This is a genomic window from Actinomadura macrotermitis (assembly GCF_009604375.1).
Taxonomy (GTDB): domain Bacteria; phylum Actinomycetota; class Actinomycetes; order Streptosporangiales; family Streptosporangiaceae; genus Spirillospora; species Spirillospora macrotermitis.
In genome coordinates this window covers 1857078-1870653 of record NZ_WEGH01000002.1, presented here as the reverse complement: position 1 = coordinate 1870653, position 13576 = coordinate 1857078, and the positions used below count along the sequence as shown (strand labels likewise).

10 protein-coding genes are annotated in these 13576 nt (G+C 74.4%); 6 read left to right on the top strand and 4 right to left on the bottom strand.

Annotated features, from left to right (window positions below; translation table 11 throughout):
- Positions 1–195 precede the first annotated feature (195 nt).
- The 3 genes from ACRB68_RS20835 to ACRB68_RS20825 all read left to right on the top strand — a co-directional run bounded on the left by ACRB68_RS20835 (position 196) and on the right by ACRB68_RS20825 (position 4199).
- The gene (locus ACRB68_RS20835; RefSeq protein WP_328594499.1) at positions 196–2037 is read left to right on the top strand and encodes a 2-oxoacid:acceptor oxidoreductase subunit alpha; all 1842 of its coding nucleotides are present in this window, start codon (positions 196–198) and stop codon (positions 2035–2037) included.
- A complete protein-coding gene (locus ACRB68_RS20830) occupies positions 2030–3091 on the top strand; it encodes a 2-oxoacid:ferredoxin oxidoreductase subunit beta (RefSeq protein ID WP_328594498.1) in 1062 nt (353 codons plus the stop codon). Before ACRB68_RS20835 ends, ACRB68_RS20830 begins: the two co-directional genes overlap by 8 nt.
- Positions 3092–3497: 406 nt before the next feature.
- The gene (locus ACRB68_RS20825) at positions 3498–4199 is read left to right on the top strand and encodes a SecDF P1 head subdomain-containing protein (RefSeq protein WP_153534520.1); all 702 of its coding nucleotides are present in this window, start codon (positions 3498–3500) and stop codon (positions 4197–4199) included.
- On the opposite strand, the gene ACRB68_RS20820 is transcribed toward ACRB68_RS20825, so the two are convergent.
- The 4 genes from ACRB68_RS20820 to ACRB68_RS42525 all read right to left on the bottom strand — a co-directional run bounded on the left by ACRB68_RS20820 (position 4186) and on the right by ACRB68_RS42525 (position 9359).
- Positions 4186–5169 (bottom strand): alpha/beta hydrolase family protein, encoded by a 984-nt coding sequence (locus ACRB68_RS20820; protein ID WP_207709752.1) that lies wholly within the window; start codon positions 5167–5169, stop codon positions 4186–4188. The genes ACRB68_RS20825 and ACRB68_RS20820 overlap by 14 nt on opposite strands.
- Entirely contained in the window at positions 5166–6101 is a 936-nt protein-coding gene (locus ACRB68_RS20815) for a zinc-binding dehydrogenase (protein WP_235959468.1), read from the bottom strand. Before ACRB68_RS20815 ends, ACRB68_RS20820 begins: the two co-directional genes overlap by 4 nt.
- A 76-nt stretch (positions 6102–6177) precedes the next feature.
- A complete protein-coding gene (locus ACRB68_RS20810; protein WP_153534517.1) occupies positions 6178–6984 on the bottom strand; it encodes a YceI family protein in 807 nt (268 codons plus the stop codon).
- Entirely contained in the window at positions 6984–9359 is a 2376-nt protein-coding gene (locus ACRB68_RS42525; RefSeq protein ID WP_207709751.1) for an MFS transporter, read from the bottom strand. The genes ACRB68_RS20810 and ACRB68_RS42525 overlap by 1 nt, the downstream gene beginning before the upstream one ends.
- Before the next feature lie 119 nt (positions 9360–9478).
- Between ACRB68_RS42525 and ACRB68_RS20800 the strand changes: the two genes are divergently transcribed.
- The 3 genes from ACRB68_RS20800 (at position 9479) to ACRB68_RS20790 (ending at position 13564) form a co-directional block, all read left to right on the top strand.
- Positions 9479–10060 (top strand): TetR/AcrR family transcriptional regulator, encoded by a 582-nt coding sequence (locus ACRB68_RS20800; RefSeq protein WP_153534515.1) that lies wholly within the window; start codon positions 9479–9481, stop codon positions 10058–10060.
- 118 nt (positions 10061–10178) lie between these two features.
- A complete protein-coding gene (locus tag ACRB68_RS20795) occupies positions 10179–12683 on the top strand; it encodes an alpha/beta fold hydrolase (protein ID WP_153534513.1) in 2505 nt (834 codons plus the stop codon).
- Positions 12680–13564 (top strand): ABC transporter permease, encoded by an 885-nt coding sequence (locus tag ACRB68_RS20790; RefSeq protein WP_153534511.1) that lies wholly within the window; start codon positions 12680–12682, stop codon positions 13562–13564. The genes ACRB68_RS20795 and ACRB68_RS20790 overlap by 4 nt, the downstream gene beginning before the upstream one ends.
- The last annotated feature ends 12 nt before the right edge of the window (positions 13565–13576 follow it).

The window sequence follows — 13576 nt, the reverse complement described above, 5'->3', positions numbered from 1 at the left end:
CACACCCGCGGCATCGCCGGCACGCCGGAACGTGCCGGACCGGGCATGCCGCCAGGCCGCACCCACCCTGCGCCTCTCCCGGACCCCGAGAAGAACACCGTTTCCCGGACGTACCATGAAGGTAAGCCTAAGTAGCATCACGATCCTGGGTGCCTCCCCCGGATCGGTTGCTGCGCGTCGAGGAGGTCTTCCTCTGTGACCAAACAGGTCCAGCAACTCGACCGCGTCATCATCCGCTTCGCCGGTGACTCCGGTGACGGCATGCAGCTGACCGGCGATCGCTTCACCCAGGAGACGGCCGCGTTCGGCAACGACTTGTCGACGCTGCCCAACTTCCCCGCCGAGATCCGCGCCCCGGCCGGGACCCTGCCCGGCGTGTCCAGCTTCCAGCTGCACTTCGCCGACCACGACATCCTGACCCCCGGCGACGCGCCCAACGTGCTGGTCGCGATGAACCCCGCCGCGCTGAAGGCCAACATCGGCGACCTGCCGCGCGGCGGCGACCTGATCGTCAACACCGACGAGTTCACCAAGCGCAACCTGGCCAAGGTCGGCTACGCCGCCAGCCCCGTCGAGGACGGGTCGCTGGCGGAGTACCGGGTGCACGCGCTGCCGCTCACCTCCATGACGGTCACCGCCCTGGAGGGCTACGACCTGTCCAAGAAGGACGCCGAGCGCGCCAAGAACATGTTCGCGCTCGGGCTGCTGTCGTGGCTGTACCACCGTCCCACCGAGGGCACCCTGGCCTTCCTGGAGCGCAAGTTCGCCAAGAAGCCCGAGATCATGAAGGCCAACATCGCGGCCTTCCAGGCGGGCTGGAGCTACGGCGAGACCACCGAGGCGTTCTCGGTGCAGTACGAGATCAAGCCGGCCGAGCACGAGGCGGGCCTGTACCGCAACATCACCGGCAACGTCGCGCTCGCCTACGGGCTGGTCGCGGCGGGGGTGCAGAGCGGGCTGCCGGTCTACCTCGGCTCCTACCCGATCACCCCGGCGTCCGACATCCTGCACGAGCTGTCCAAGCACAAGCGGTTCGGCGTGCGCACCTTCCAGGCCGAGGACGAGATCGCCGCGGTGGGCGCCGCGCTCGGCGCGTCGTTCGGCGGCGCGCTCGGCGTGACGACCACCTCCGGCCCCGGCATCGCGCTGAAGAGCGAGACGATCGGCCTGGCCGTCGCCACCGAGCTGCCGCTGGTCGTCATCGACGTGCAGCGGGCGGGCCCGTCCACCGGCCTGCCGACCAAGACCGAGCAGGCCGACCTGCTGCAGGTCATGCACGGCCGCAACGGCGAGGCGCCGCTGCCGGTGATCGCGCCGCGGTCCCCCTCGGACTGCTTCGACGCGGCGCTGGAGGCGGCCCGGATCGCGGTGAAGTACCGCACCCCGGTGATCGTGCTGTCGGACGGCTACCTGGCCAACGGCTCCGAGCCGTGGAAGCTGCCGGACGTGGCGGCGCTGCCGGTCATCGAGCCGGGCTTCGCCGAACCGGACCAGGAGGACTTCCAGCCCTTCCGGCGCGACCCCGAGACCCTGGCCCGCCCGTGGGCGGTGCCGGGCACCGCGGGCCTGGAGCACCGGATCGGCGGCCTGGAGAAGGCCGACGGCTCGGGCAACATCTCCTACGACCCGGCCAACCACGACCTGATGACGCGGCTCCGCCAGGCCAAGATCGACGGGATCGCCGGCGACATCGAGCCGCTGGCGGTGGACGACCCGTCCGGCGAGGCCAAGGTCCTGATCATGGGCTGGGGCGGCACCTACGGCGCCATCTCGGCCGCGGTGCGGCGCGTCCGCCGGTCGGGCGGCCACGTCGCGCAGGCGCACCTGCGCCACCTCAACCCGTTCCCGGCGAACCTGGCCGAGGTGCTGCGCTCCTACGACAAGGTGATCGTGCCGGAGATCAACCTCGGCCAGCTCGCGCTGCTGCTGCGGGGCCGGTTCCTCGTCGACGTCATCGGCTACAACCGCATGCGCGGCCTGCCGTTCAAGGCCGAGGAGCTCGCGGGCGTCATCCAGGATGTGATCGACAGTGAGTGAGAACCTCGTGAACGGGCACTCGCCCCTGGCGCTGGTCCCCAAGACCGACGCCAAGCAGTCCATGAAGGACTTCAAGACCGACCAGGAGGTGCGCTGGTGCCCCGGCTGCGGGGACTACGCGATCCTGGCGGCCGTCCAGTCGTTCCTGCCCGAGCTCGGGCTGAAGCGCGAGAACATCACGTTCGTGTCGGGCATCGGCTGCTCGTCGCGGTTCCCGTACTACATGAACACCTACGGGTTCCACTCGATCCACGGCCGCGCGCCGGCGATCGCGACGGGCCTGGCCACCTCCCGCCCGGACCTGTCGGTGTGGGTGGTGACCGGTGACGGCGACGCGCTGTCGATCGGCGGCAACCACCTGATCCACGCGCTGCGCCGCAACGTCAACCTCAAGATCCTGCTGTTCAACAACCGGATCTACGGGCTGACCAAGGGCCAGTACTCGCCCACCTCGGAGGTCGGCAAGATCACCAAGTCGACGCCGATGGGCTCGCTGGACGCCCCCTTCAACCCGATCTCGCTGGCGGTCGGCGCGGAGGGCACGTTCGTGGCGCGCACCATCGACTCCGACCGCAAGCACCTGCAGTCGGTGCTGCGGGCGGCGGCCGAGCACCGCGGCACCGCGCTGGTGGAGATCTACCAGAACTGCAACATCTTCAACGACGGCGCCTTCGACCCGCTGAAGGACGCCGAGGTGCGCGACGACATCACGATCCGGCTGGAGGACGGCGAGCCGATCGTCTTCGGCGCCGACCGGCAGAAGGCGCTGCGCCGCACCCGCACCGGCTCGTTCGAAGTGGTGGACGTCGCCGATGTCGACCCGTCGGAGATCGTGGTGCACGACGCGGCCAACCCCGACCCGTCGCAGGCGTTCGCGCTGTCGCGGCTGGACTCCCCGGCGTTCGAGCACACCCCGATCGGCATCTTCCGCAACGTGGACCGCCCGTCCTACGACGAGCAGATGCGCGCGCAGGTCGAGGAGGCCGCCGAGACGCAGGGCCCGGGCGATCTGGCCGCGCTGCTCGGCAGCGGCGACACCTGGCGGATCGACTGATCCGGATATGACCCGGGAATGACAAGGCCCGGCCCCGCACGTCAGGGGGCCGGGCCTTCGTTATGCACCGGTGCGCTGACCGGGTTCGGACGGGGCGGCGGTGCGTGGCACCGCCGGATGCTGGAAGACTTGGAGATCATCACGCCGGGAGGTGACGATGCGGGTCGTTCCGCGCCGCAGCAAGGACCGCGAGGCCGCCGCGCCCGTAGGCGACGCTGCCCCTCCCCGGGGCGGGCGCGGAAAGCGCGCGAAGAAGCGGGGGGCGCCGCCGCCCGCGCAGGCCGCCGCGGGGGCACCCGGTCCGGCCGCCCCCGGCGCGGATCTGCCCGGTCCGGCCGGCCCCGGCACGGGTCTCCCGGGCACGGGGCTTCCTGACACGGGGCTTCCTGACACGGGCGTCCACGGCATGGGCGCGCCCGGTGCGGGCGTCTCCACCACAGATGTCTCCACTACGGGCGTCTCCACCACGGGCGCGCCGCCGGTGCTGGACGAGGCGCAGCGCCGCCGCGCCCGCGCCGTCGAGCGCCAGCGGCGCGCCGCCGAGCTGAAGAAGAGCCGGACCGCGCAGCGCCAGGCGACCGGCGGGCACGAGCGCCGCGAGCGCGAGCACCGCTCGGCGCTGCTGGTCATGGTCCTCACGCTCGGGCTGCTGATCGCCGCGGTCGCCGTCACCGGCGGCATGATCGCGGCGTCGATGCGGACCCGCCCGGTCGCGCTCGCCGCGCCGCTGCACGTCTACCCCGTCACCCAGACCGTGCCGGGACCGTGCCAGGCGGGCACCCAGGGGATCACCGGGCAGACCGCCTCGGGCCAGGTCTGCTACCAGCTGGCCCAGGGCATCGCGATCCGCAAGGTCGCCGACCTGCGGCAGCAGAAGGCGCGCGGCGCCGCCCACGACGTGGCGGTGACGCTGCGCGCCGACGACCGCAAGGCGTTCGCGGCGCTGACCAAGACGTCGGTCGGCCGCGACCTGGCGTTCGTGGTCGGGGACCGGCTGGTCACCACGTCCCGGGTGGACATGGAGATCTCCGACGGCAAGTTCATCCTCACCGGGTCGTCGTCGCAGGCCGAGGCGGACCGGCTCGTCCGCGACCTCAAGGGGCGCTGAGCAGGCGGTCCGCGAGCCAGCGGGCGGTGCCGGGCAGCCAGGCCTCGCGCCGGTTGGCGACCAGGTGGTCGCCGCCGGGCACCGGCAGGTACTCCGCGTCGGGCGCGTACCGGGCGAGCCGCTCGCCGTTCTCCACGCCGGGGATGACGTCGGTGTCGCCGTCCACGACGCGCAGCGGGCAGACGATCAGCGGTGCGACGCCGCGCAGGTCCACCCGGCCGGCGAAGGAGCGCGCCGCGGCCTCGCTCCCGGTCCGCTGGACCAGCGTGCCGGTCACGAACGGCGGCAGTTCGTCCCAGTGCAGCCGGTAGGGGCCGCTGACGCAGACGGCGGCGCGCACCCGTGTCCCGTGCGCGGCGGCCATCGCGCTGTAGAAGCCGCCGAGGCTCATGCCGAGCGTCCCGACCGCGCCGAACCCGCGCTCGTCCAGCGCGTCCAGCGCCCGTTCCACGACGGTGTGGTAGGCGGGGTCGGGCGGGCTGACGGCGGCGAGCGCGCCCTGCCCGGGGCCGTCGATGGCCAGGACGGCGAGGCCCTGCGCGAGCAGCGCGTCGCCGACCGACAGGAACTCGGTCCGGTCGGAGTCCATGCCGGGGATGACGACCACCAGCGGCGGGCGGGCGGCGCCGTCCGGGCGGCGCAGCAGGCCGGAGAAGCCGTCGCCCTCGACCTGCTCGCCGAGCTCGGTGGTCAGCGCGTGCGCCTCGGCGGCGGCCTCGCCGAGCAGCGCGCGGTCGGGGTGCGGGAGGATCGTGGCGAAGTGGAACCACAGCGCGGCCTCCCGGTTCTCGCCCGATTCCCGCAGCTCACGGGCGGTGCGGACGAACGCGGCGGGCCAGGCGCGCAGGTCCGGCAGCGCCGAGGTGACCTTGTCATAGCGGGCGGGGTCGATGCCGGCGGACGCGGTCCGGGTGCGGTTGCCGTCCACGAATCCGGACAGCACACCCGGCATATCGATGAAGCGGGTCATCGGGCCACCTCCAGCACGGCGTTGCCGGTGATCTTGCGGTCGTGCAGGTCGGCGAGGACGGCGGCGGTGCCGTCCCACCCGGCGGTGCGGCCGATCTCGGGGTGCAGCCGCCCGGCCGCGACGAGCCGGACCAGCGTGGCCAGATCGGGCCCGTAGGGGCCGCCCGCGTAGTGGAAGTGGCGGATCGCCGCGCCCTCCGGGCCGTCGAAGAAGTCGAAGAAGTTCAGCGTGACCGGCTGCCGGCTCGCCTGCCCGAACCAGACGAGCGTGCCGCCCGGCGCGAGCAGGGCGAGGGCGCGCGGCAGCGAGTCCCCGCCGACCGACTCCAGGACGACGTCGAACGGGCCGGTCGCCTCGCCCGGCCCGGTCACCACGGCGGCGGCGCCGAGCTCGCGCAGCCGCCGTCCTCGGTCGGGCGTCGCCGACACGGCGGTGACCTCGGCCCCGGCGCCGGCGGCGAGCTCGACGACGTAGTGGCCGACGCCGCCGGACGCGCCGGTGACCAGGACGCGGCGGCCCGCCAGGGCGCCCGCCGTCCGCAGCAGCCGCAGCGCGGTGATCCCGGCCAGCGGCAGCGCGGCGGCCAGGGCCGAGGGGACCTGCTCGGGCAGTTGCGCCAGGTCGGCGGTGCGCACGGCGGCGTACTCGGCCCAGCCGAGGCCGGGCGGGTGCGCGACGACGCGCTGCCCGGCGCGCGGGCCCGAGCCGTCCCGGGCCGCCTCCACGACGACGCCGGCGACGTCCTTGCCGGGCCGCCAGCCGGGCGCGTGCCGTTCCGGCGGGCGCTGCAGCTGGAAGATCTCGCCCCGGTTCACCGAGAACGCCTCGACCCTGACCAGCGCCTCATCGGGGGCGGGGCGCGGGACGGGCACGTCGGCGAAGGCGACGAGCCCGGCGTCCCCGGTGGCCTGCAAGGCCTTCATCGTGTTCATGGGGACCAGCAAACCGGCGGCCCGGGCGGGCGGTCCAACAGCCGCCGGGCCGCCGCGACAACCGGCGGTTGTCGCCTCAGGCCGGCGGCAGCGTCTCCCCCTGCACCGCCTGGATCTCCAGCTCCACCTTCAGGCTCTCGCCCACCGCCGCGATGCCCGCCTCCAGCACCTGGTTGAACCTGATCGCGAAGTCGGCGCGGCGCAGCTCGGTGGTCGCCCGGAACGCCGCGCGCACACCGCCCCACGGGTCCGGGCCGGTGCCGAGGTAGGCCAGGTCCAGCTCGACGGGGCGGGTGACGCCGTTCAGGGTGAGCGCGCCGTGCACCGTCCAGCGGTCCGGGCCGCGGGCGGTGAGCCCGTCGCCCCGGTACTCGATCACCGGGTGGACGGCCGCGTTCAGGAAGTCGGCCGAGCGCAGGTGCTCGTCGCGCGTGGCGTTGCCGGTGTCGATGCTCGCGGCGTCGATGCGGGCGGTGACCCGGGACCGCTCCGCCGGCTCGGCGATCTCGACCCGGCCCTCGAACGCGGCGAACCGGCCGCGCACGCTGGACAGCCCGAGGTGCTGGGCGACCGCGCCGACGCTGGAGTGCGCCGGGTCGATCGTCCACGGGCCGGGCGGCGGCAGTTCGGCGCCGCCCGCGCGGCCCAGCACGACGGTGCCGAGGTCGGCGCCCGCGCCCGACACCATCAGGGTGCGGGCGGCGGGCGCGTACCCGACCGCCGTCACGATCGCGGTGTAGGCGCCGGGCGGCAGCGCGCCGCCGGCCACCGCGCCGTCGTCGCCGGCCTGCACGCGGGCGACCTGCCGGCCCGTCGCGTCGGTGACGGTGACGACGGCGTGCCGCACGGCCCAGCCGTCGCGGGTGCGGATCTCCCCGCGCATCACTGGTGCCCGAGGCGCAGGTCGTGGCCGTCCAGGTCGCCGTCCAGCGCCAGCGCGGTCGCGACCGGCGGGTAGCCCGAGGCGATCACGGTGTAGCGGCCGCCGGTCAGGTCGGCGAAGCCGTAGCCGCCGTCGGGGCCGGTGGTGACGGCCGCCACGACCGCGCCCGCGCCGTCCAGCAGCGTGACCCGGGCGTCGGCGACCGGCTGCCCGGCCTCGTTGCGGACGGTGCCGTGCACGTGCGCGCCGGGCGCCAGCTCGACGTCCTGGACGGTCTGCCCGTTGCCGGTCACCTCGACCGTGAGCGCGGCCGGGCGGTGCCCGGCGGCGCTGACGGCGAGCGTGTAGCCGCCCGCGGTCACGTCCCGGACGGCGTAGCCGCCGTCGGGGCCCGAGCGGGTGGTGCCGACGACCTCGCCGCGCACGTCGGTGACCACGACGGTCGCGCCCTCCAGCGGGCCGCCGGTGCCGCGCACGGTCCCGGCGAGGCCGCCGCTGCCGGTGAGCAGCAGGTCGAACGCGACCGGCTCGTCGCCGACGACCAGGGTGGCGGCCTGCGGCTCGTGCTCGCCGGTCGCGGCGATCAGCACGTAGGTGCCGGGGCCGGGGACGGCCAGCGCGTAGCCGCCGTCGGCCTGGGTGACGGCGCGGCCGAGCTGCTGCCCGCCCACGTCGATCAGGGTGAGCGCGGTACCGGGGACCGGGCGGCCCACCTCGCTGCGGACCACGCCGTGGATGCCGAGGGCGGTGGCGGGCGCCGGGACCGGAGCGGCCGCGGGAGCCGGCGCGGGGGCCGCGGCGGGCGCAGCGGCGGCGGGCGCCGGGGCCTTGCCGCGCAGCGGCGTCTCCTTCAGGAACAGCACGGCGAGGAAGCCGAGCACCGCGACCGGGACGCCGACCATGAAGACGGTCTCCAGCGCGCTGGTGAACGAGCCGAGCACCATGCCCTTGAACGGCTCGGGCAGGTGGTGCACCGCGTCCGGCGAGCCGAGGGCGGTGCCGCTCGCCGGGGGCCGCGCGTGCGCGGCCGTCAGCCGGTCGGTGAGCTCGTCCTTGAGGCGGTTGGTGAGGATCGCGCCGAACGCGGCGACGCCCATCGCGCCGCCGAGGTTGCGGAAGAACGAGACGCCCGAGGTGGTCGCGGCCAGGTCCGACATCGCGGCGGAGTTCTGCGCCGCCAGGATCAGGATCTGCAGGGTGAGGCCGAGGCCGAGGCCGAGCACCGCGACGTCCAGGCCGATGACGAGCTTGCTGGAGTCCACGTGCAGCTGCGACAGCAGGTACATCGAGGCGCCCACCAGCAGCAGGCCGACCACCGGGAAGATCTTCCACTTGCCGGTGCGGGTGACCAGCTGGCCCGAGCCGGTGGAGGTGACGAACATCGCCACCACCATCGGCAGCGTCATCAGGCCCGAGGAGGTCGGGGACATGCCCTTGACGATCTGCAGGTACTGCGGCAGGTAGATCATGCCGCCGAACATCGCGATGCCGACGCACAGCGAGGCGATGCTCGCCAGCACGAAGGTACGGTTGCGGAACAGCCGGGGCGGCAGGATCGGATCGCTGGCGATCCGCTCGGCGACGATGGCGAGGCCGAGCATCACGACCGCGCCGGCGAGCAGCCCGTAGGTCCAGGGCGAGTTCCAGTCGAACTCGTGGCCGCCGAGCGACAGCACGAGCATGAGCAGCGTGGCGCTGCCGGTGATGGTGAACGCGCCGAACACGTCCACCCGGGTGTCGCGGCGGACCTTGGGCAGCTTCAGCACCCGCTGGATCACGGCGAAGGCGACCACCGCGAGCGGGATGCAGACGTAGAAGCACCAGCGCCAGCCGAGGCCGTCGGCGTCCACGATGAACCCGCCGAGCAGCGGCCCGGCGACGGTGGCGACGCCGAAGACGGCGCCCATGTAGCCCGAGTAGCGGCCCCGCTCGCGCGGCGGCACGACGTCGCCGAGGATCACCTGGGCGAGCGCGGACAGGCCGCCGACGCCGAGGCCCTGCACGGCGCGCGCGCCGATCAGCTCGCCGATGTTCTGCGACAGGCCGGCCGCGATCGAGGCGACCACGAACAGCAGCAGCGCCGACTGGAACATCAGCTTGCGGCCGAAGATGTCCGACAGCTTGCCCCACAGCGGCGTGGAGGCGGTCATGGTGAGCAGGGACGCGCTCGCCACCCAGGACAGCTGGTCCTGGCCGCCGAGGTCGCCGACGATCGTCGGCAGCGCGGTGCCGACCACCGACGTCGAGATCATCGCGGTCAGCATCGCCATCATCAGCCCGGAGAGGATCTCCAGGATCTGCCGATGGGTGTAGTGGACCGGCGCCGTCGGCGCAGCCGCCGCCGGACGCTGCGGCACCGTGTGCGCGTGAGCCAAACCTGCTCCCCCAGAAGGTCAATTACCTGCGTGTTGCACATATCGTATGTATCCAGCTGTTTACTTGCAAGCGGGGGATACTGGACAGTGGCGCGTTGGGCGGCGGTGGAGGACAGGGCATGCAGACGGAGACACCGGTCGCGGACCGGCCGCGGCGCGACCGTCAGGCCACCCGGCAGCGGTTGCTGGACGCCGCCCGCGACCTGTTCGGCGAGCTGGGCTACGACGGCGTCTCCGTCCGGATGATCGCCGCGGCCGCCAACGCCAACGTGGCGCTGGTCAACCGCTACTTCGGCTCCAAGGCGGCGCTGTTCGGCGAGGTGCTGGCCGAGCAGTCGACGCTGGCCCAGGTGATCGCCGGGGACCGCGCCGGGCTGCCCCGGCGGCTCGCCGAGCACTTCGTCCGGCAGGTGCGGCGCGGCGCCCCGCTGCCGCTCACCCGGATGCTGGACCGCTCGGTCGGCGACCCGGAGATCCAGCAGATCCTCGGCGCGCACATGGAGCGGATCCTGATCGCGCCGCTCACCGCGCAGCTCGGCGGCGGCCCGGACGCGCGGGCCCGCGCCACCCTCGCCGCGACCGTCGTCATGGGCGGCGGCCCGATCCGCCGCCTGCTCGGCCTGGACGACCTGCGCTCCGTGGACCCCGCCGCCCTCACCGGCCGGCTGACCCGCATGTTCGCCGCCGCCCTGGACGACTGAGCCCGCGCCCTACGCCGTGCGGCGCACGCCGGCCCGGGTCCCGTACCGCCGCGGACGCAGCCGCGCTCCGCTCCAGGGCGGACGCCCCGGCCGTCCCGGCGCGCATAGGCTTCATGGCATGAAGCTGGGGGGAGCGGGACGGCTCCGCGAACGCTGGAACGGGACCGGGCGGGCCACCCGCTGGACGGCCGCCGCGGCGGCGGTGGCGCTGGCCGGCGGCGGCGTCGCCTGGGGCCTGGACGGCGAGCCGCCGGTGCGCACCCGGTCGCAGGCCGTCCAGGTGCTCGACGGCCCGAAGGACGACCAGAAGGTGTCCATCGACACCACCCTGTACCGGCCGGTCGGCCGCGCGAAGGGCCCGGCGATCATGCTGGGGCACGGGTTCGGCGGCTCCAAGGACGACGTGCGCGCCGACGCCGAGGCGCTCGCCCGCGCCGGGTACGCGGTGCTGGCCTGGTCGGCGCGCGGCTTCGGCGCCTCCACCGGGCAGATCGCGCTGAACTCCCCCGACTACGAGGTCAAGGACGCCCGGCAGCTGATCGACTGGCTCGCCCGGCAGCCCGAGGTGCGACTGGACGGCCCCGGCGACCCGCGCCTCGGCATGACCGGCGAGTCCTACGGCGGCGCCATCGCGCTGATGACCGCCGCCTACGACCGCCGGGTCGACGCGATCGCGCCGCAGATCACCTGGAACAGCCTGCCGGACGTGCTGTTCCCGAACGCGACCGGTGCGGGGCCCGGCGACGGCGTCTTCAAGAAGCTGTGGGCCGGCGTCTTCTTCTCCAGCGGCGCCGGGAACACCGCGTGCGGGCGGTTCCTGCCGTCGATGTGCGCGCTGTACCAGAAGGTCGCCGAGACGGGCCGGGCGAACCCGGACGCGATCGCGACGCTGCAGCGCTCCAGCCCGGCGTCGGTCGCCGACCGGATCAAGGTGCCGGCGCTGATCGTCCAGGGGCAGGCCGACTCGCTGTTCCCGCTCGACCAGGGCGACGCCAACGCCCGCGCCATCGCGCGCAACGGCGCGCCGGTGTCGGTCGTGTGGTACCAGGGCGGCCACGACGGCGGCGACACCGAGACGGACCGGATCCGCGGGTACGTGCGCGACTTCTTCGACCAGCGGCTCGGGCACCGCGGCGACGGCGTGCCCGGCTTCGCCGTCACCCGCGCGGGCGGCCTCGACTCCTCCACCCAGAAGGTGATCGTCGAGGCGGCGACCGCGAAGAGCTACCCCGGCCTGGCCGCCGGCGCCCGCACGCTGCCGCTGGCCGGCCGCGAGCAGGAGGTCAACAACCCGGCGGGCGGCAACCCCGCGTCGATCTCCGCGCTGCCCGGCCTCGGCGCGCTCGGCAGCCTCGGCGACCTCGGCGGCGGCGCCCTCGCAGGCGGCGGCCTGCCGGTGGACATGCCCGGCCAGTCCGCCACGTTCGACACCGCGCCGCTCACCGCGCCGCTGCGGATCACCGGCGCCGCGACCGTCCGGGTGAAGGTCACCGGCAAGGGCGACGTGCCGCTGTTCGCCAAGCTCTACGACGTCCCCGCGCACGGCGCCGCGTCCCCCGCCCGCCGCATCGCCGCGCCCATCCGGGTCGCGCAGGCCGACCAGGGCCGCGAGGTGGCGGTGACGCTGCCTGCCATGGACTACCGGTTCGACGCCGGGCACCGGCTGCGGCTCGTGCTCGCCACCACCGACATGGGGTTCGCCACACCCCCGCAGCCCGCGACGTACAAGGTCGCGGCGGTGTCGGGGCTGACCGTGCCGGCCGTCCCGGCGCTGCGCGCGCCCGCCGCGCCGCTGCCCGCCTGGGTGTGGGGGCTGCCCGCCGTCGCGTTCGCCCTCGCCGCCGCGATCGTGCTGGCCGGGCGGAACCGGCGCCGCGCGGCTCCGGAGTTCGACGCCTCCCTCGCCGATGTCCCGCTGCAGATCACCGGCCTCACCAAGCGGTACGCCAGCGGGCACCTGGCCGTCTCCGACCTGTCGTTCCGGGTGGAGAAGGGGCAGGTCCTCGGCCTGCTCGGGCCGAACGGCGCGGGCAAGACCACCTCGCTGCGGATGCTGATGGGCCTGATCCACCCCGACGCGGGCGAGATCCGGCTGTTCGGGCACCGGGTCACGCCGGGCGCGCCCGTCCTGTCGCGGCTCGGCTCGTTCGTGGAGGGCCCCGGCTTCCTGCCGCACCTGTCGGGCCGCGACAACCTGGACCTGTACTGGCGCGCCATCGGCCGCTCCCCCGGCACCGCCCATCTGGAGGAGGCGCTGGAGATCGCCGGCCTCGGCGCCGCGCTGGACCGCACCGTCCGCACCTACTCCCAGGGCATGCGCCAGCGCCTCGCCATCGCGCAGGCCATGCTCGGCCTGCCCGACCTGCTCGTGCTGGACGAGCCGACCAACGGGCTGGACCCGCCGCAGATCCGCGAGATGCGCGAGGTGCTCGTCCGCTACGCCGCCACCGGCCGCACCGTGATCGTGTCCAGCCACCTGCTGGCCGAGGTGGAGCAGACCTGCACGCACGCGGTCGTCATGTCCGGCGGGCGCCGCGTCGCGGCCGGGCCGGTGTCGGAGATCGTCGGTTCCGGGAGACGCCTCGAGGACGCCTTCCTGGAGATCATCGGAGAGGGCCCATGACCCGCGTCGAAGACCCGAAGGCCACCGCGCCGCCCGCCGCGGACGGCGGCGCGCCCGGCTACGACGTGCGCCGCACGCTGCCGCTGCGGGTGGAGGCCGTCCGCCAGTTCCGGCGGCGCCGCACCCTGGTCGCGTTCGCGATCCTGCTCGCGCTGCCGTGGGTGCTGGTCGGCGCGTTCAAGCTCGGCGGCGACCCCGAGGCCGACGGCATGCCGAGCCTGGTCGACGTGGCGACCGCCAGCGGGCTGAACTTCGCGCTGTTCGCCCTGTTCGTCGCGACCGGGTTCCTGCTCGTCGTCGCCGTCGCGCTGTTCTGCGGCGACACCGTGGCGAGCGAGGCCGGCTGGTCGTCGCTGCGCTACCTGCTGGCCGCGCCCGTGCCGCGGGCCCGGCTGCTGCGCCAGAAGCTCGTCGTCGCGCTCGGCTACGCGGCCGCCGCGGTGCTCACGCTGCCGCTGATGTCGCTGCTCGCGGGCACCGTCGCGTTCGGCTGGGGCGACGTGTCCCTGCCGACCGGCGGCACGTTCGCGGCCGGCGACGCCCTCGGCCGGATGGCGGTCATCGTCGGCTACTCCCTGGTCGCCCAGCTCGTCGTCGCCTCCCTGGCGTTCCTGCTGTCGGTCACCACCGACTCCCCGCTCGGCGCGGTCGGCGGCGCGGTCGGCCTGGTCATCGTCAGCAACATCCTGGACGCGGTCACCGCGCTCGGCTCCTGGCGCGACTTCCTGCCGACGCACTGGATGTACTCGTGGATGGACGCGCTCCAGCCGCAGCTCCAGTGGACCGGCATGGCCAAGGGCGCCGCGCTCTCCCTCGCCTACTCGGCCGTCCTGCTCGCCCTCGCCTTCCGCCGTTTCCGGTCCCGCGACGTGGTGTCCTGACCGGGTCCGGCC

Excerpts from the sequence above, each read along its gene's own strand:
- ACRB68_RS20825 (WP_153534520.1), top strand. The coding sequence starts at position 3,498 with ATGGGCGCGCCCGGTGCGGGCGTCTCCACCACAGATGTCTCCACTACG.
- ACRB68_RS20820 (WP_207709752.1), bottom strand. The coding sequence starts at position 5,169 with ATGACCCGCTTCATCGATATGCCGGGTGTGCTGTCCGGATTCGTGGAC.
- ACRB68_RS20815 (WP_235959468.1), bottom strand. The coding sequence starts at position 6,101 with ATGAACACGATGAAGGCCTTGCAGGCCACCGGGGACGCCGGGCTCGTC.
- ACRB68_RS20810 (WP_153534517.1), bottom strand. The coding sequence starts at position 6,984 with ATGCGCGGGGAGATCCGCACCCGCGACGGCTGGGCCGTGCGGCACGCC.
- ACRB68_RS20800 (WP_153534515.1), top strand. The coding sequence starts at position 9,479 with ATGCAGACGGAGACACCGGTCGCGGACCGGCCGCGGCGCGACCGTCAG.
- ACRB68_RS20795 (WP_153534513.1), top strand. The coding sequence starts at position 10,179 with ATGAAGCTGGGGGGAGCGGGACGGCTCCGCGAACGCTGGAACGGGACC.
- ACRB68_RS20790 (WP_153534511.1), top strand. The coding sequence starts at position 12,680 with ATGACCCGCGTCGAAGACCCGAAGGCCACCGCGCCGCCCGCCGCGGAC.